Origin of the sequence: Okeania sp. (assembly GCF_035285525.1) — a bacterium.
Lineage (GTDB): Bacteria > Cyanobacteriota > Cyanobacteriia > Cyanobacteriales > Microcoleaceae > Trichodesmium.
Map to the genome: position 1 here is coordinate 1 of NZ_JAYKGW010000100.1, position 17,339 is coordinate 17,339.

Below are 17,339 nucleotides of genomic sequence, written 5' to 3' on the forward strand. Positions count from 1 at the left end.
GGTTTCTGGGAAGTAATAGCTCCGACACTCCCTCTCCCCCACTCCCCTACTCCCCCACTCCGCGTCTTCTTTTAGTAGCAGGTTTCTCTGGGATTGGTAAAACTGCTATTGTCAACGAAGTTCACAAACCCATTGTTAAGCAAAGGGGTTATTTTATTAAAGGGAAATTTGACCAGTTTAATCGCAACATTCCTTTCTCGGCGTTAGTGCAGTCTTTCCGGGATTTAATGGGGCAATTATTGAGTGAAAGCGATACTCAACTGCAGCAATGGAAAAGTAAAATCCTGGAAGCAGTGGGAGTTCAGGGGCAAGTAATTATTGAAGTCATTCCGGAGTTAGAAAAAATTATTGGTAAGCAACCTGGTGTACCAGAATTATCAGGAAGTGCTGCTCAAAATCGTTTTAATTTATTGTTTGGCAAATTTATTCAGGTATTTACAACTAAAGAACATCCTTTAGTCATTTTCCTAGATGATTTACAATGGGCAGACTCAGCTTCTTTGAATTTAATGAAACTGTTAATGAGTGGAGTTTCTAATTCCTATTTGCTGATGATAGGAGCATATCGGGATAATGAAGTATTTCCGGCTCATCCATTGATGTTAACTTTAGATGAGATGGCAAAAGCAGGAGTCATAATTAACACTATTACTTTAGCACCTTTGTCTGAAGATAATATTAATTGTTTAGTGGCGGATACTCTCAGTTGCAATAGAGAAGTGGCAAAACCCCTAACGGAGTTGATATATCAGAAAACGAAAGGAAATCCGTTTTTTACGACTCAGTTTTTGTTGGGTTTGTATAAAAATAAATTGATTAGTTTTAATAATGATGTGAGGTATTGGGAGTGCGACATTGTGGAGGTAAGGCAACAGACGCTTACTGATGATGTGGTAGAGTTTATGGCACAAAGATTACAGAAATTGCCAGCAGAAACTCAAGAGGTGTTAAAATTAGCAGCTTGTATTGGTAATCACTTTGATTTAGCTACTTTGGCAATTGTTTATGAACAGTCTCAAGGAGATACAGCTACAGCCTTATGGAAGGCTTTACAAGAAGAGTTTATTTTACCACAAAGTGAGGTTTACAAATTTTATCTTGGAGAAGAATTACAAGAATTATCAGAGCATCGAGAACAAAGTTCTCAAGTTGTTAATTATAAGTTTTTACACGATCGGGTTCAACAAGGAGCATATTCCCTGATTCCTGAAGATCAAAAACAAGCCACACACCTAAAAATAGGAGAACTGTTGCTGAATAATACCCCAAACACAGAATTGGATGAAAACTTGTTTGAGATTGTTAATCAGCTTAACATCGGCAGATACTTAGTGGTTGAGTTGCCCAAACAAATACAAATCGCTGAACTCAATTTAAAAGTAGCACAAAAAGCGAGAGCTGCCACAGCTTATGCTGCTGCATATCAATATGCAGTAATAGGTATTGATTTACTCAATTCTCCCCACCTTAAGCATTCACCCTGGCAAACATATTATGACCTAACTCTCCCTATACATGAACTAGCTACAGAGACTGCATATCTTAATGGTGATATAACCTGTATGGAGAAATGGGCAAAAATTGTTCTACAAGAAGCAAAAAATGTTGTGGATAAAATGGGAATTTATGCTACCAAAATCCAGGCTTACATGGGACAAGCAAAAAAACTAGATGCTTTGAAAATTGGATTAGAAGCCCTAGAGTTGCTAGATGTTAACTTTCCGAGTTCACCAAGTTCCGCTGATATTGAGCAAGCCTTAACTCAAACTGCTAGCAATTTGCAAGGGAAAGAAATAAAAGACTTAATTAACCTACCTATGATGACAGATGTAGAAAAGTTGGCTATTGCTAAAATGTTGACGAGTATTGGTCCCCCAAGTTTTCAAGCTGCACGGAGCTTGTTTCCCTTAGTTATCTGTAAATCAGTAAATTTATCGCTCAAATATGGTAATTCACCTTTCTCTGGCTATGGTTACGCTTGCTACGGTATTTTTTTAAATGCCATTTTTCAAGATCCTGACTCGGCATATAAATTTGGTCAATTAGCCTTAAAGCTATCCCAATGTTTTAATGCTCCAGATATGAAATCATCAGTCTTTATGGCAGTAGGGGTATGTACAATTCATATTAAAGTTCATGTCAAGGAAACATTGTCTATATTACAGGAAGGATATCAAAGTGGACTAGAGGGTGGTAATTTTGAATTTCCTGCTTATTGTGCTGTTAACAAATGTCACTACTTATATTTTCTAGGGCAGGAACTCAGTAGCCTTGAAAGGGATATGGAAACTATCAATGATGCTCTGGTTAAATTTAAGCAAGATAATGCTTTAGCCTGGAATCAAACCTTTCAACAATCTATTATAAATTTGCGATCTTTATCCAAAAATCCTTGTAATTTAGAAGGCGAGGTATATAACGAAAAAACATCTTTGCCCCAACTTCAAGAAGCTGATCGCAGAAGTGAAATTTTCTATGTTTACATCAATAAATTAATCCTTAGCTATCTTTTTGAAGACTATCAGTTAGCCCAAGAAAACGCTCTGAAGGCAGAGCAATATTTAGATGCAGTGGACGGAATTTTAGTTACTATTTCCTTTAACTTCTATGATTCTTTGGCTCATTTAGCTGTTGGCTTATTTGTGTTCAACCAATCACAGCTAGAACAAATACTGAATCGAGTTAATAAAAATCAGGAAAAGATGAAGCAATGGGCAACCCATGCACCAATGAATTTTCAACACAAATATGATTTAGTTGAGGCTGAAAAAAGTCATATTATGGGCAATAACTTGGAAGCTATAGATTTGTATGATTGTGCTATTGCTGGAGCTAGAGAAAATGAATATATTCAAGAAGAAGCACTTGCCAACGAACTTGCTGCCAAATTTTATCTGAAATGGGGTAAAGAAAAAGTGGCAGCAGGGTATATGCAAGAAGCCTACTATTGCTATGCCCGTTGGGGTGCGAAAGCCAAAACTGACGACTTAGAAAAATGCTATCCTAACTTGCTCAGTCCAATTTTAAAACCAGCAGCACAAACTTTAGATCCTCTGGAAACTCTCTCGACCTTTAGCAAACGTTCTGTTACTAACCATTCCTCCACTACCAGTCTTAATAGCGCTCTTGACTTTACAACTGTCCTCAAAGCTGCTCAAGCTATTTCTGGAATCATTGAGCTGGATGAATTATTGCGTCAACTCACTCACATTATTCTCCAACATTCTGGAGGAAATCGCTGTGCTTTAATTTTACCCAATAGCAATGGGGAATGGTTGGTTCAAGCTATTGCTACCCCCGAATCAACAGAAATCTGTTACGAACCTCTAGAAAACAACCCGAATCTACCAACGGAACTCATCCAATATGTCAAAAATACTCAAGAAACTGTAGTCATTAACGATTTAAAGACGGATTTACCTATCATTGACAGATATTTATTGCAAAAGAAACCCAAGAGTGTATTGTGTTTACCCATTCTCAACCAAGGACATTTAATTGGTATTTTGTACCTAAAAAATTTCTTAGTCAGTGGTGCGTTTACCAGAGAGCGAGTCGTTGTTCTCAACTTCCTCTGTACTCAAGCTGCTATTGCTCTGGAAAATGCCCGTCTCTATGAACAATCTCAAGCTTATGCTCAAAAGTTAGAACAATCTCAACTCCAGATAGTGCAATATGAAAAAATGGCTTCTTTAGGTAATTTAATGGCAGGAGTCGCCCACGAAATTAATAATCCTCTGGGCTTTCTCAACGGCAGTATTAGTAATGCTCAGGAGAATCTACATGACATAATGCAACATTTTCAACTCTATCATAAGTATTATCCTGATACAGTCCAAGCTATAGCAGAAAATGCGGAAGAAATTGATTTAGATTATCTGTGTGAAGATATGCCTAAACTTCTCAGTTCAATGAAAAATGCTACCGAGAGAATTAAAAATCTGAGTACCAGTTTGCGCACTTTTTCCCGCGCAGATACAGAACATCAACTGATTGCCGACATACACCAGGGAATTGATAGTACCTTAATGATTCTGAAATATCGACTTAAAGCTAATCAGGAGCGACCGGAAATTCAAGTCATTAAAGACTATGGGGATTTTTCGGAAGTGGAGTGTTTTCCCGGACAACTGAATCAGGTGTTTATGAATATTATTGCTAATGCCATTGATATGTTTGATGAAGTTGCTCAGAGTTTATCCTATTCAGAGATTGAAGCTCAACCTCAGAAAATTACTATTAAAACAGCATTACTGACTAAAAAAAATGTGGTCAAAATTATAATTGAGGATAATGGAAAGGGGATGACACCAGAGGTGAAGGCAAGAATATTTGACCATTTATTTACCACCAAGGGTGTGGGTAAGGGAACAGGATTAGGATTGGCAATCGTCCGGCAAATAGTGGTCGAGAAACATGGTGGTACAATTGATTGTATCTCAGAGTTGGGTAAGGGCACAAAATTTATCATTACTTTACCCTTAAGTATGGTTTGCTGAAAAAGTATTTTTAAGGAGATAGGCTCTGTTGGAGCATTAGGAATGTCAGTACGAAGAGGTATATTTGTATTATCCTCGATTTTCTCTTCTATTCCATCAGGGAGATTGGAAAAGAAATCGTAGCCAGTTTTGGACTCGACCTCGTTGACAAAGTTAACATACAATAGCCTCTCAGGGTTTTCGCTGTCTTTTTCTTTTCTCCAAGCGCTAGTTTTGTCAGGAGTATTGTTGTTAGGCATCCACAAACCTAAAGTATATGTGCTTTCTGTCACATCTTCTACACCAAGACAAGTTATGGATGAAGATAAATTCTTAGAACAGTATGAAAATGTTGAGAGAGATTTTTCCAGAAGACAAATTGAAGATAATTTCTTAGAACAGTATGAAAATGGTGAGAGAGATTTTTCGGGTATAGATTTAAGAAAATGTTATTTTTTTGATGCCCTCCTGATGGATATCAATTTAAGTAGCGCTAATCTCGAAAACGCATTGATAGAAGGGGACATAGGAAATGCTAATTTCAGTGGAGCTAATCTCAAAAAAAGCTAGCCTCCGGCACACCTATTTCATAGGTACAAACCTGAGTTATGCTAATTTGAGCGGAGCCAATCTCATCTGTGCTGATTTTACTAATGCTGACCTAAGTTATGCTAATTTGAGTGGAGTCTCTATATCCTTAGAAAAATAAGTCCCCATGTGATCCGGCACATACCACGGATTAAAAGCCGGATTTAGCCCGCGCTCATAAAACTGCTTATCAAACAACTTCTGTTCGCTTGCATCCCCACGTCGGCGGTAAATCGGCTGACTTTCTTCACCTAAGCGCGCCTCACTCTTAGATAAATCCGTCGTACCCCCATACCAACTTACAACCTGTTGGTGCGGCTTTCCAACTAAATTATCCTTCGTAAACCCAATCTTACTTTCCTCATCACCCTCCGTATTGCGCCTAGTACCCAACCTCACACTCAAGTCTGGTTCTCCTAAAAGCTTGCCTGATGCATTCCTGGGGAAATTTAAACCCGTCCTCAACTCTGTCCGCAGTGCATCAGGCCCTAAAAGATTAGGAATATCTCGACCTGCTGGTGTCGCTGTCGGAATTGGTGGAATGCCAAACTCCACTCTCGGCACAGTCTGGTAATAGTTATCAGCAAAAGTTACATTATCCCAAACCTGAACCTTCGGCTCCCGGAAATCACTAAAAGCTCCTAGAAATGGTAAACTGATAGTTGGTTGGTCAAAATCATGGGGGTCGAGAGTAGTCATCTGTAAATCCCGTTGCCCTGTTCCTACTTTACCACCTGCTTCTGGGAAAAACGTTCCCAAACGTTGAATAATCTCGCTGTTAACAACCGTGCCTCGACTGAAACCAATAAAGTGTAGTGGGGAGTTGAACAACGCACCTTGATTTCTAATCAAATCCACTAAGGAACTAATCTACTTACAAGGAACTTATAACGTCTTTCATCCAACCCATCACCATTGTAAGCAAGGTCAGGATTAATCATTTGTCTCATCTCAGAAATTCGCGCCGATGTTGCTGGGTGAGTGCTAAGAAAAGATGGTTGCGACCCTTTCTTCAGTAATTTTTGCATAAATGTAATTGCCCCAGACTGAGCATATCCCGCTCTTCCCAAGGCAGCAATACCAACTTGATCTGCTTCAAATTCTGCCTGGCGACTTTTGGGGCGACGTAATGCCAATTCTACCCCTATTTGAACTGCAACATTATTATCTACACCTGCTGCCGTAGCTAAACCCTGCGCTAATAAACTTTGACGTAATTGTTTCACCGCATGGCGTTCGGTAATATGAGCAATTTCGTGGGCAAACACACTAGCTAATTCTGCTTCATTATCGGCAGCTTTTATTAAACCAGTATTCATATAAACAAACCCCCCCATAGTGGCAAAAGCATTTATACCATCATCTTCTACTATTTGAAAAGTGTAAGGAATATCTGAGCGGGGACTTGCTTTAACTAATCTTTGCCCTATTATGTTTATATATTGGTTAGCTCTGCGATCGCCATAAAGTTTAACATCTCCACTTTTCAATAATTGTTGATTAATTTGTTTACCTAATTCAACTTCTTGACGATCTGATAAGTTAGAAATTGACATAATCTGAATACCCTGGAAAATTAACTCTCTCCAGGGAATAGCTTGAGTAGGAAATGCTGTACCCACACATAAAGCAACAGCAACCATGAGTGATATTAACGGATATAATATTCGACGATAGGGATACTTAAAAATCAAAGATAATTTTTTTAACATGAGCTTTTTTTTGATTACTTATGAATATAATATATCATAAATTAGTGAAGAATTTTCTGTCAATCTTATTACGAACTACAAAAATTATGTATAGTTTGTCTGCAAACTTAAAAGTTGATTTTGTATCGAAGATAAGGAAGTTTAACTAATCAAAAAAATCCTTATCTTCATCCTGGAAATTAATTTTTTTCCTAACTCATGGTAATCTTGACTATTAATATTCTTATAGCTATTTCATTCTATAAGGTTAGTCACAAGAATCTCAAGATTAGAGTCAGAGTTTTTTCATATTCATATAAATTTCCCCACATTTTCTCAAATAGACAATTTATATGATAAATATAAAAAAGTTAGCAATCTTGACCTTGTGTCCAGACAGCTAACCACATACCATAGCAGTCCTAAAATTATCTGTAATCTGTGAAAAAAAATGTAGGGGTTTAATCTCCAAACCATATTAGGTGAAATACTATAACCAATTTAGGATTGCTATATTAGGACTTATGGAAAAACCGGGTTAATAAACTAAAATTTGCAACATCAAGTATTTAATTAAGATACCCAGTTTTTTTCGATTGAGATGTTAATTTCTAGTTGAACAGTTTACTTTTGTAAAAATTAAGTTATAAAGTTATGAAAATTCTAGATTCTCAAGGACGATTATTTGGTAAAATTAGTATCTTAGACTTTGGCGCTGTACTAATAATTTTCATGGTTTTGCTAGGAATTTTTGTCTTTCCTGGTACTAGCAAAAATACAGTTGCTCAAGTGGGCAGTGTTGTCTCCAAACCAGTAGAAGTAGATGCTATTGCCATTGGTGTGAAAGGTCGTAACCCTGAAAAATTAATAAAGGCAGGGGAAAAAACTCAATTGATTATTCGGAATCAACCTTATGGAGAAATAGACGTGAAATCTGTAGAATTTATGACTCGAAAAGTGGCAGTACCTCAACCAGATGGCACAGTAAAAGCTTTACGGGATCCTAGGGATGAAGAACTATTTAGTCAGAATGTTTTAGTAACATTGAAAGGTCAAGGTAGAATTACTGATGATGGTCCTGTTTTAGGAAATATTAAGCTAAAAATTGGCACCACAATTGAGTTAGAAGGCATGGACTATAATTTTAATGCGAGTGTAATTGATGTGCGAGTACAAGAATAACTTAAATAATTAATAATTAGGGTTTGCGTTTCTTCAGTCTTTTAGTAGCGGGAGGAGCCAGAATCCAGCAATCCAGCAATCCAGGAGGAATAGGAATCAGAGAAGAAGTAGCCAGAAGAATCTTCCCTTAATTTTTTACCTCTAGTTTTGCTCAAAATCGTAGATTTTTAAGCTGGAATCACCTAAAAGCTGGTACTTTCTTAGTATCTATAAATACTGAAAGCAATGCCCATAAACACTTTGATAAATAATTCAGCCAGCCCTACTAATTAATACCCGAAGCCGTAGGTTGGGTTTCGTTCCTCAACCCAATATTATAGTTATTCTGAATAAGAATGAAACATTTTTTTAGCTGAAACCTTTTAACAGTAAGAAATTATTGTCTCAGTCTAAACCAGAATGACTATAGTAAAGCTTTTTTAGGTTTCACTATTTTAGGTGTGTCAGGTCAGTTCACTAGACTGTTTCATCTAGAATAGTACATTAGAGAAGTAGGGAAGTAGGGGAGTAGGGGAGTAGGGGAGTAGGGGAGCGAGGAAAAATATTGTTGTTGGGTTTCGGTCTCTCAACCCAACCTACATATATTGGATCATTTAAAATCAAACAGTCTACTACAAATTTGCACCAAATTAGTGTGTCAATCTACTACACTTATTACTAAACTTCTAGACATTAAATTTCTTACTCCCTACTCCCTAACTTTTAAATTTATTTAATTGCTACCACTGCTAAATTCCAAGCAAATCTTTTCATTAAAGGCAACTTTTTTAACACCATATCCAACTTTTCTAATCTACTATACATTGGTTCTAATCTTTGATGTTCAATAATAATTTTCTTCCAATAACGTTCTTGATTTGGGTCAACTTTTTCAATTAAATAAAACTTGAGAAAAATCCAGAGAGTTGCTAACCAAAAAGTATCATAAACTGTTTCTGAATAGAGAGACTTAATAAAATCAACAATATTAATATCCAAAGGTGTTTCATCCTCAGTTCTTACCTCAGTAGCAATACGTCGATAAACATTAATAACTGGATTATGTTTCAATGGTTCCCAAAAACAAGCTTTCCCACCAGGTTTAAGAACTCGGTGCATTTCCTGAATAGCTAACTTCGGATTTGGTAAATGGTGCAGTAAGTTAGAAGCATAAACAAAATCAAAAGTATTATCAGGAAATTCTAATGCCATAGCATCCATAACTTTCCCTTCAATTTGAACACCATTTTTGGCCGCCAAATTAACAGCAACATCTACCATTCCTGGAGAATAATCTGTTGCTAAACATCGCGCTCCTTTCTTAGCAAAATAAACACTATTTTCTCCTGCACCACAACCTAAATCTAACAAATATTTATCTGTTAAATCCCCCATTTGTTTGAGAATAAATCTGTTTTCTGGTGCAGTACAACTTTCAAAATAATCAACTACTCGAATACCTTCAATATCAATAGTTGATGCCCAGATATCGTGAAATTTTCGTTCTTTAGTTAATATTTCGTCTTGCATTTTTTAGATATTTACCCACTTTTATCTACCTATTTTACTATTGTACAAGGGAAGTTCAGATATAAGTGGGATGAACATCCTGCCCATCCGAAAATATATAGCAATGTGCGCTGGCATATTTATATTAAATCCCGTAGTATCGGTAGAATTAAAGATTGTAGGGGTTTGGTCTCCAAATCCTCTACAGACTCTTTTCGCTCTTTTCTGATGGTAGAACTTTATTCTCCAAAGCTAGCGGATTTGATATTACACATTATTTTTTGTACACCTTTCCCAGATTAAGCTTTGAGCTTGGCCTTGTAAATACCTGAGCGCTCATTGCTATAATCAACGGGCAAGATGCCCCCATACACAACCTTTTAGGGAAATTCCATGAAACTGCCCTACTGTAGTCTAGCCATCAAAAAAAATTATCATCAGCCAGATTAGCACAATAAGCAGTGCTTGTGATAATATAACTATCACAAACACTGCTTATTATAATTTGGATAGAGTTTGCTGATTAAAAAGAGTTTTTCAGCAAACCCTAGATATTGAAAATTTAGACGGATGCGTAGTTTTGTTCCAGTTTTGGAACAACTTCAGAAACAGACAAACTATTCATATAATAAGTTTCACTAGAACAACTCCAGAGAGCTTGCGCTACTCCTAAGTATCCTTTAGAAACCTTAGATACATTGATAACTGTGCTGATCACTGTGGGTAAACAAGGACTGGGCATGAACGTTGTGATGAAGGTATTAAACATAGACCACAAAACTACTACCCAGAAAAAACCTAATGCAGGTAATAAAACTAAGTCAGGCATGACGAAGCAACGCATGCGTTTCCATAGACTTTGTTGAGATACTGCAGTAACTACGGCAGGCTTCGCAAAAAGGAAATTATTCAGTTTTTCTGTCATTTTCTTAGATCGTCAGAGTCGTTCTTATCTCACGCAATAAATCAGACCTATACCAAACAAGGATTTTGAATCGACAATCTGTCTAAATTAAATAAAATTGATATAGAAAGTTGACTCTTCATTCTCCTCTCAATGCCTACGAAGTTAGCTGACGGGCTAGGGCTGAGAGATTGCCCTTCTCAAAATCTTTTTGCAAGATTTTGGTTACAGAGATAAGCCCCTTAATTTTGGTTCCTCCGCTCCAGCAGCACTCTTACTGTGCTTTCATGCCGGATTAAGCTGACTGTATTTTGCTGTTATGCTTTTATGAATCTAATATAACTTCTTTTGAAGAAGTTTGTCAAGGTTTTTTACAAAAAAATTTTATAAATTTTCTCAAGATTTCGAGTCGGGAATTTTAGGCAATATAGAAATATTTTTAAATTATATATTTGTTTAATTTTTATTTATAGCTAAAGTCATAAGTTATAAGTCAAAAGTCAAAAGTGAGATGGAGGAACTGTCGAGTTTGCCACATACAGATCGAGATTTACGCAAAGCAACCAAGAAACCGGGTTTATTGTTGTTGTTAAAACCAGGAAATTTAGTTAATAAACCCGGTTTTTGAGTCCTATCAGATATTAAATTCTTGCTATGAGAATATCTAATCTAATTAATGATGACAACCATACCTCATAATTCTGATTAAATTGTGATTATAATCACCAAATTTTGTAATTATAATCAATTACTTTATTAATTTTATATCACCTTCTAATTATAAAAAATCTTCAATACTAGAAGTATAGTAGAGTTTGAAGATAACTATCATGTTTCAAGAACCTCCCGTTTATCTACTCCCCTATGCACTAGGAGACCTTTTTGCTAATGCTAATGCTAGAGGTTATATAACTTTGGCTGATCGTTATGGCTTAATGGCTGCCATATTTGATGAGTCTTTGCCAGAAGATGAAAAGCGCTCCATTGATCGACTACTTTGGGCGATTCGTAAAGGACGTATTAAAATAACGGATGAAATATCTGCTATAGGATAAAAGTATGTAGAACTAAATAAGTAGTCATGCAAAATTAATTTCCAGGAAGGGAATAGGGAACAGGGGGAAAATTTTGATAATTTCTAGATAAGATTGAAGATTTATAATATAATGTGTAATTGATTTTGCTGATGAAATTATACAATTAATTTTGCATAAGCACTTAATTTCTGATACTTCAGAATAATATAATTTTTGGCTTGACTTAATTAACAATCTCCTTTTTTACCATTAGGTAGAGTAGCTCCACATAAATTAGTTTCTTCTAGTTTGGTTTGATTTAGATTGGCATTAGACAAATTTGCATTGGCTAGATTGGCATTAGACAAATTTGCATTGGTCAGATTTGTATTAGATAAATTAGCTTTTTCTAGTTTGGTTTGATTTAGATTGGCACTACTTAAATTAGCTCCACTTAAGTTAGCTTCCTCCAAATATGCTTGGTATAAATCAGCCCAGGACAAATCAGCATTTTTGAGATTAGCCTGTCGCATGGTTGTACTATACATAGTTGTTCCTGATAAATTGGCTCCTTCTAAATTCGCCTCAATTAAATTAGCACTACTTAAAATAGCTCCTCCTAAGTCAGCGTCTTTTAGGTTTGCATTTTGTAAATTAGCTCCTTGTAAATCAGCTCCACTTAAATCTGCTTCACTTAAGTCAGCTTCACTTAAATCACAACCTGGACATTTATAAGTAGACAATAAACGTTGAAGATTTTCCATTTTTTTCAGAGAATTAGGTTCAGCAAATACTGGCACTGTTAACCAGAATACTGTTAATAATGTAGTTGTTAATGGATATATAAATTTCATATTTTACTGTCAGGAAAATAATAGATTTTTGGCTATAGTTTTGATTAGCATCATATCATATTTAGGACTTACCCATGCGAAACCCGCTTTCTAGAATAAATAGTTGTTTTGAGCAGTAATAATCTACCCTCGTAACGGGTTTCTGGGTTCATCTATCTGCGTAAGTCCTGATATTTTTTAACGTTTTTTTCTTCTTCCTTCTTCGTTCTTTCTTATTTCTACCATTTGTAACAAATATTTATCATACTTGGTATAATGTTTCAAAGTAAAGCAAAAGTAATATTCTATTAAATGAGGCAAATTACAGAGTACATAGGCAAAATATGTTAGATATTAGACAAATTAGAGAAAATTTAGAAACGGTACAAGAATTACTCAACCGTCGTGGTGAGTATGACTTACAACCAATTATAGAATTGGATGCTAAACAACGACAATTAGAAACGGAGCGATCGCAACTTCAAGCTCGTAGTAACCAAGTTGGTAAACAGGTAGGGGAAAAAATTAAATCTGGTAGTGACCCCAAGGGTGCAGAAGTTAAAGCTTTAAAAGAGGAAGGAAACCTGCTGAAAGCTCAACTCAGTGAATTAGAACCTCAAGAGAAAGAGTTAAAGGCAAAAATAGAAGCTTTACTTTTACCACTTCCTAATTTACCGAGTGAGTCTACACCTATTGGCAAAAGTGAAGCAGAAAATATAGAGGTAAAACGATGGGGTGATGAATACATTCCCCAAAATCCGAAAATTTTGCCTCACTATGAGATAGGAGAAAAATTAGGCATTCTTGATTTTGAGCGCGGAGTCAAAATTGCTCAAAGTCGTTTTGTGGCATTGATGGGAGCAGGTGCAGCATTGGAACGGGCTATTGCTCAGTTTATGCTTAACTGTCATATTCAAGCTGGTTATGTGGAAGTTATGGCGCCACTATTAGTCAATAGTCAGTCTTTGACAGCGACCGGTCAACTACCAAAGTTTGCAGAGGAAAGTTTTAAATGTGCAGCAGACGATCTCTGGTTAATACCAACTTCAGAGGTTTCAACCATGAATCTTTATCGGGATGAAATTTTGACTGCTGAACAACTACCTATTTATCATTGTGCTTTTACTCCCTGTTTTCGTCGAGAAGCTGGTGCTTACGGGAAGGATACTAGGGGATTGATTCGATTGCATCAATTTAATAAGGTTGAAATGGTAAAAATTGTACATCCTGATACTTCTGAAGACGAACATCAAAAATTAGTAGTAGATGCAGAAGCTATTTTGCAAGCTCTGAAGTTACCTTATCGCATTTTAGAGTTATGTACTGGAGATTTGGGTTTTTCGGCAGCTAAGTGTTATGACTTGGAGGTGTGGTTGCCATCGTCAGGAACTTATCGGGAAATTTCTAGTTGTTCTAATGTGAGAGATTTTCAGGCGCGTCGGGGAAATATTCGGTTTAAGGAAGGAAAGAAAAAGGGTACTAAATATGTTCATGCTCTCAATGGTTCGGGTTTAGCGATCGGGAGAACGATGGCTGCTATTTTGGAAAATTATCAGCAAGTTGATGGTAGCGTGAAAATTCCCGAAGTTTTACAACCTTACATGGGGCGTGAGTTTTTGTAATTTTGATTATTAGAGTGCGCTGTTGAAGTCGGAAAATCTTAGGGTGTATGACGGCATTCTTGGTTCAATTTTAGGGAAACTCAAGAAATTTTGTCGTCACACACCTTTTTTTCGATGGTAGATATAGCTCCATTATGATGAGGTAAACCTATCGCGGGCAAGATGCCCGCACTACATAATTTTACCATTCATTTCTTGTGCTTCATCTGTCCAAAAAGCTGATAATTGATAACTGAATAAAGGGTTGACTTTAAATGATTTTATGCTATTATTTTCATAATGGGGTAAATGCGCTCATATATACTTTAAGTTTAATAGCATTAAATTCAGCAAACTTGGAAAATGTCATGCTTGATAATCCAACTTTCAAATTAAATCAACTACCGAAAAATTTACCTCTCGAAGGTGGAATAAGTATGGAATTAGTAGAAGGGGTTCCTATATTTCGAGCTTCTAAAATTGTTCAGGAACGAATAGAAACTCTCTTGGCTAAACTTCAAGATTCAGAGCTAGCTTTAGCAGAAGAAAAAGAATTAGATGATTATGAAGAATTGGATGATTATCTCAGTTTTATTAATCGGACTGTGAGGAATATTATGCTCAAACAAAATTAATTATAAGAATTTTTATAGTTGTGTCTACTAATCGTTATCTTTCAGAAAAAACTATAGAAAAAGTACGGCAAAGGGCAAATTATCTTTGTGAATATTGCCACGCATCAGAAAAATGGCAGTATGTAAAATTTACTGTAGATCATATAATTCCTCTCAATAAAGCAGGCAGTAACTTAATTAATAATTTAGCCTTAGTTTGTTTTCACTGTAATCGAAGAAAGTCTAATAAAATTAGTGCTATTGATGAACAATCTCGCCAAGAAGTACTTTTATTTAATCCTCGAAATAATCTCTGGCAAGAACATTTTATTTCGTCTACAGATAAAACTTTAATTATTTGCTTAACAGTAATAGGTCGTGCTACAATAAAAACTCTAAATATGAATAGAAGTCGAATTATAGATATTCCTATAGCAGATGCGGAAGTTGGTAGACATCTACCTCCAGGTGACCCAATACAAAGCTAGTTTATTAAACAGCAATATTTCTGCTGATAACTGATAACTGATAACTGAAAAGGAGCAATTATGAATTTAGTTTGTGAACTTCCTATGGGAATTTCTGAAAATGAGGCTAAGTTGTTCTTGGCAATAAAATTGTATGAAATTAATAAAATTTCTTTAGGAAAAGCAGCAAAATTAGCAGGATATTCTAAATCAGCTTTTATAGAAATTTTGGGACAATATGAAATCCCTATTTTTAATTATTCTGCTGAAGAATTACGGGAAGAGATAAGTAAATGACTGATTTAATTATTGCTGATAGTACCTGCTTAATCGGGTTAGAAAGAATTGGTAAAATAGATTTATTACCACAGATTTTTTCTCAAGTGACAATTCCCCCAGAAGTTCAAAAAGAGTTTGGTATTTATTATTCTTGGTTAATTGTTAAAAGTACCCAAAATACAGGAATGGTTAATTCTTTAAAATTATGGGTTGATGATGGAGAAGCAGAGGCTATTACTTTAGCTTATGAGTTAGGTTATCGTTTAATTGTTGATGATAAACAAGCAAGAAATACAGCAAAAAAATTAGGGATTGAAATAATAGGAACGGTGGGAGTTTTGATAAAAGCTAAACAGTTAGGATTGCTTGACCAATTATTGCCTATTTTAAAAGCATTAGAAAGTAATGGTTTTTATTTAAGTCAATCTCTGAAAAAAGAAGCATTGATTTTAGTAAACGAAAGTTAATCTGGGAAAACTGATAATTGAACTATCAAAAGCTGATAACTGATAATTGATAACTGAATAAAGGGTTGACTTGAAATTATTTTGTGCTATGATTATTCATAATGGGATAGATGCGCTCATATATAGTCACAGTCAAATTCTGTAATTATCGCCTCCTAAGATAACTTTGATATTTGAGAAGCATGAATTTTAATAGAAGAAAATTAATCTGGGAAAACAGAATAACTAAACTATTAAAAGCTGATAACTGATAACTGAAAAGTAGCGATCGCCTGCCGAAAAAAGAAGATAATTATAGATAATTTAGTCATCTTCAGATGACTTAAGCTATTAGCCAAAGATTTTAATCTTTGGCTAACTTGCTGGAGTTTCATTAAAATTCATTCAGGTTTTTGTTGCTCAATATAATCGCGCAAAACTTGATTAATCATAGTTTGATAGTTTGGATTTTGACGTTGAAACCAGTTGACAATATCTGGCTCTAATTTAATCAAAACCGTTTCTTGAAGTATAGGTTCAACTCTTCTAGCTTTTTGCCAAAATTGTTCGTCAAGTTCAGGAATATCTGAGGTGTCAATCTCAGAATCTTTTATATTTTGTAATTCTTTAAGTCGTTCGGGTGATATACTCATAATAAATTCTCCGTTCTTTAAAAGTTGCTTTTCGAGCTGAGATGATACGAATATTACCGTTACGTTCTGTATGAACAACAGTTATAATTATAACATAATAGAATAGCTCCGGTACTAATTTCGCGAATCTCTCCATAATTATATCTTTCATCAATAACAGTAAAAACTATGTCATAAAAAATTTCGGCTGCTTCTTCAAAGCTAATACCGTGTTTTCTGATGTTCTGTTAGTTTTTATTTTCGTCCCACTCAAACATTAAATTGGTTAGATTTGAGAATATATAAGACTAAGATTTTTCACTCTTTATAATATTTGACAATTATATCTTCTGATATGAAATTTCTAACAAGATAAGCAATATTTCTACTAATAACTGAAATTGTTCAAATTTTCCGAAAACTCCTCACAGAAAACTGGATAAAATATAGGGGGTTTTTATTCCGAAACCCTCAGAAAATATTTATTCATATATATTTAGGAGAAACTTTTGAGACAAAATATAATAATTCTAGGAATAGGATCACTAGGAATAGGAGCATTCATTCTGGGTGTACTCATTGCTGCAGGTTTAGGTATTGATATTGTACAAGGTTGGCCACCTCTTTTAGTCAAAAAAACAGACCGCTTTTCTTGCCAGTTAGAATCAGATATCAACCAAGGTAAAGAAGTTTGGACGGTAATGTATGACAATAATGAAGGTAAATACCCCTGGTTAGGTATTGTGATAACTATGGGAGGAGGTTGGACTCCTGCCGAACGCTGTTCGGAAATAGAGCGGCGTTTAGAAAATTATCGGCAAGATGGTTTAGTTAAGTTAACATATCGCCAAGATCCTGAAACTCCAGAGCAAGATGTTATTTGTGCGATAACTAAGTCAAGTAATGGTTGTCCGTTATTGTTGACTTTGAAGAAGGATGTTGATGGTTACGAGGCGTTACGGGAAATAACTTATGCTTTAGTTTATGGTACGACTGTTTATCATAATAGTGAAGGAAAATCGGTAAATTCTAATTTTTCTAGAGAGTCTCCTGTGGTAGATTTAAAACCTTTTTTGGCAAGAGAAGATAAGTTGGCAGGAGATAATTAATAATGGATAAT

19 protein-coding genes and 1 riboswitch are annotated in these 17,339 nt (G+C 35.4%); of the genes, 11 read left to right on the top strand and 8 right to left on the bottom strand.

Annotated features, from left to right (window positions below; translation table 11 throughout):
- The 3 genes from VKJ25_RS09320 to VKJ25_RS24560 all read left to right on the top strand — a co-directional run.
- On the top strand, positions 1–4,499 hold a 4,499-nt coding region (locus VKJ25_RS09320), incomplete at its 5' end, for a trifunctional serine/threonine-protein kinase/ATP-binding protein/sensor histidine kinase (protein WP_324236352.1).
- A 213-nt stretch (positions 4,500–4,712) separates the two neighbouring features.
- A complete protein-coding gene (locus tag VKJ25_RS09325; protein ID WP_324236353.1) occupies positions 4,713–5,048 on the top strand; it encodes a pentapeptide repeat-containing protein in 336 nt (111 codons plus the stop codon).
- On the top strand, positions 5,011–5,187 hold the full coding sequence (locus tag VKJ25_RS24560) for a pentapeptide repeat-containing protein (protein WP_375340319.1): 177 nt from the start codon (positions 5,011–5,013) through the stop codon (positions 5,185–5,187). The genes VKJ25_RS09325 and VKJ25_RS24560 overlap by 38 nt, the downstream gene beginning before the upstream one ends.
- Here the strand turns inward: VKJ25_RS24560 and VKJ25_RS09330 are convergent.
- Entirely contained in the window at positions 5,145–5,918 is a 774-nt protein-coding gene (locus tag VKJ25_RS09330; protein WP_324236354.1) for a hypothetical protein, read from the bottom strand. The genes VKJ25_RS24560 and VKJ25_RS09330 overlap by 43 nt on opposite strands.
- 5 nt (positions 5,919–5,923) lie before the next feature.
- Complete coding sequence (locus VKJ25_RS09335; protein ID WP_324236355.1) at positions 5,924–6,778, bottom strand: M48 family metallopeptidase; 855 nt, start codon at positions 6,776–6,778, stop codon at positions 5,924–5,926.
- Positions 6,779–7,411: 633 nt separating this feature from the next.
- Between VKJ25_RS09335 and VKJ25_RS09340 the strand changes: the two genes are divergently transcribed.
- Positions 7,412–7,939 (top strand): DUF4330 domain-containing protein, encoded by a 528-nt coding sequence (locus tag VKJ25_RS09340; RefSeq protein ID WP_324236356.1) that lies wholly within the window; start codon positions 7,412–7,414, stop codon positions 7,937–7,939.
- 708 nt (positions 7,940–8,647) lie between these two features.
- Here VKJ25_RS09340 and VKJ25_RS09345 read toward each other — a convergent pair.
- Both VKJ25_RS09345 and VKJ25_RS09350 read right to left on the bottom strand, forming a co-directional pair.
- On the bottom strand, positions 8,648–9,448 hold the full coding sequence (locus tag VKJ25_RS09345) for a class I SAM-dependent methyltransferase (RefSeq protein WP_324236357.1): 801 nt from the start codon (positions 9,446–9,448) through the stop codon (positions 8,648–8,650).
- 541 nt (positions 9,449–9,989) lie between these two features.
- Positions 9,990–10,256 carry a hypothetical protein gene (locus tag VKJ25_RS09350; protein ID WP_324236358.1) on the bottom strand — a complete coding sequence of 89 codons (267 nt, stop codon included), beginning with the start codon at positions 10,254–10,256 and terminating at the stop codon, positions 9,990–9,992.
- Between the two features lie 214 nt (positions 10,257–10,470).
- Positions 10,471–10,643, bottom strand: a riboswitch (cyclic di-AMP (ydaO/yuaA leader).
- 518 nt (positions 10,644–11,161) lie between these two features.
- On the opposite strand from VKJ25_RS09350, the gene VKJ25_RS09355 reads away from it, so the two are divergent.
- A complete protein-coding gene (locus VKJ25_RS09355) occupies positions 11,162–11,386 on the top strand; it encodes a hypothetical protein (protein WP_324236359.1) in 225 nt (74 codons plus the stop codon).
- Between the two features lie 209 nt (positions 11,387–11,595).
- Here VKJ25_RS09355 and VKJ25_RS09360 read toward each other — a convergent pair whose 3' ends face one another.
- Entirely contained in the window at positions 11,596–12,201 is a 606-nt protein-coding gene (locus tag VKJ25_RS09360; protein WP_324236360.1) for a pentapeptide repeat-containing protein, read from the bottom strand.
- Positions 12,202–12,524: 323 nt separating this feature from the next.
- Here VKJ25_RS09360 and serS point away from each other — a divergent pair, with 323 nt between their 5' ends.
- The 5 genes from serS to VKJ25_RS09385 all read left to right on the top strand — a co-directional run bounded on the left by serS (position 12,525) and on the right by VKJ25_RS09385 (position 15,608).
- Positions 12,525–13,802 (top strand): serine--tRNA ligase, encoded by a 1,278-nt coding sequence (serS, locus tag VKJ25_RS09365; RefSeq protein ID WP_324236361.1) that lies wholly within the window; start codon positions 12,525–12,527, stop codon positions 13,800–13,802.
- Between the two features lie 347 nt (positions 13,803–14,149).
- Positions 14,150–14,416, top strand: coding sequence for a hypothetical protein (locus VKJ25_RS09370; RefSeq protein ID WP_324236362.1), 267 nt, complete (start codon positions 14,150–14,152; stop codon positions 14,414–14,416).
- A 20-nt stretch (positions 14,417–14,436) separates the two neighbouring features.
- On the top strand, positions 14,437–14,883 hold the full coding sequence (locus VKJ25_RS09375; protein WP_324236363.1) for an HNH endonuclease: 447 nt from the start codon (positions 14,437–14,439) through the stop codon (positions 14,881–14,883).
- A gap of 60 nt (positions 14,884–14,943) precedes the next feature.
- A complete protein-coding gene (locus VKJ25_RS09380) occupies positions 14,944–15,159 on the top strand; it encodes a UPF0175 family protein (RefSeq protein WP_324236364.1) in 216 nt (71 codons plus the stop codon).
- Positions 15,156–15,608, top strand: coding sequence for a PIN domain-containing protein (locus tag VKJ25_RS09385; RefSeq protein WP_324236365.1), 453 nt, complete (start codon positions 15,156–15,158; stop codon positions 15,606–15,608). The genes VKJ25_RS09380 and VKJ25_RS09385 overlap by 4 nt, the downstream gene beginning before the upstream one ends.
- Positions 15,609–15,841: 233 nt before the next feature.
- Here VKJ25_RS09385 and VKJ25_RS09390 read toward each other — a convergent pair whose 3' ends face one another.
- Genes VKJ25_RS09390 through VKJ25_RS24565 form a run of 3 tightly spaced genes read right to left on the bottom strand, consistent with a single transcriptional unit; the run spans position 15,842 to position 16,461 of the window.
- Positions 15,842–15,982 (bottom strand): hypothetical protein, encoded by a 141-nt coding sequence (locus tag VKJ25_RS09390; protein ID WP_324236366.1) that lies wholly within the window; start codon positions 15,980–15,982, stop codon positions 15,842–15,844.
- Between the two features lie 6 nt (positions 15,983–15,988).
- Positions 15,989–16,240: a BrnA antitoxin family protein gene (locus tag VKJ25_RS09395; protein WP_324236367.1), complete on the bottom strand. Its 252-nt coding sequence runs from the start codon at positions 16,238–16,240 to the stop codon at positions 15,989–15,991.
- Positions 16,241–16,299: 59 nt separating this feature from the next.
- Complete coding sequence (locus VKJ25_RS24565) at positions 16,300–16,461, bottom strand: BrnT family toxin (protein WP_375340320.1); 162 nt, start codon at positions 16,459–16,461, stop codon at positions 16,300–16,302.
- A gap of 267 nt (positions 16,462–16,728) precedes the next feature.
- Between VKJ25_RS24565 and VKJ25_RS09400 the strand changes: the two genes are divergently transcribed.
- On the top strand, positions 16,729–17,328 hold the full coding sequence (locus VKJ25_RS09400; protein WP_324236368.1) for a COP23 domain-containing protein: 600 nt from the start codon (positions 16,729–16,731) through the stop codon (positions 17,326–17,328).
- Positions 17,329–17,339 lie beyond the last annotated feature (11 nt).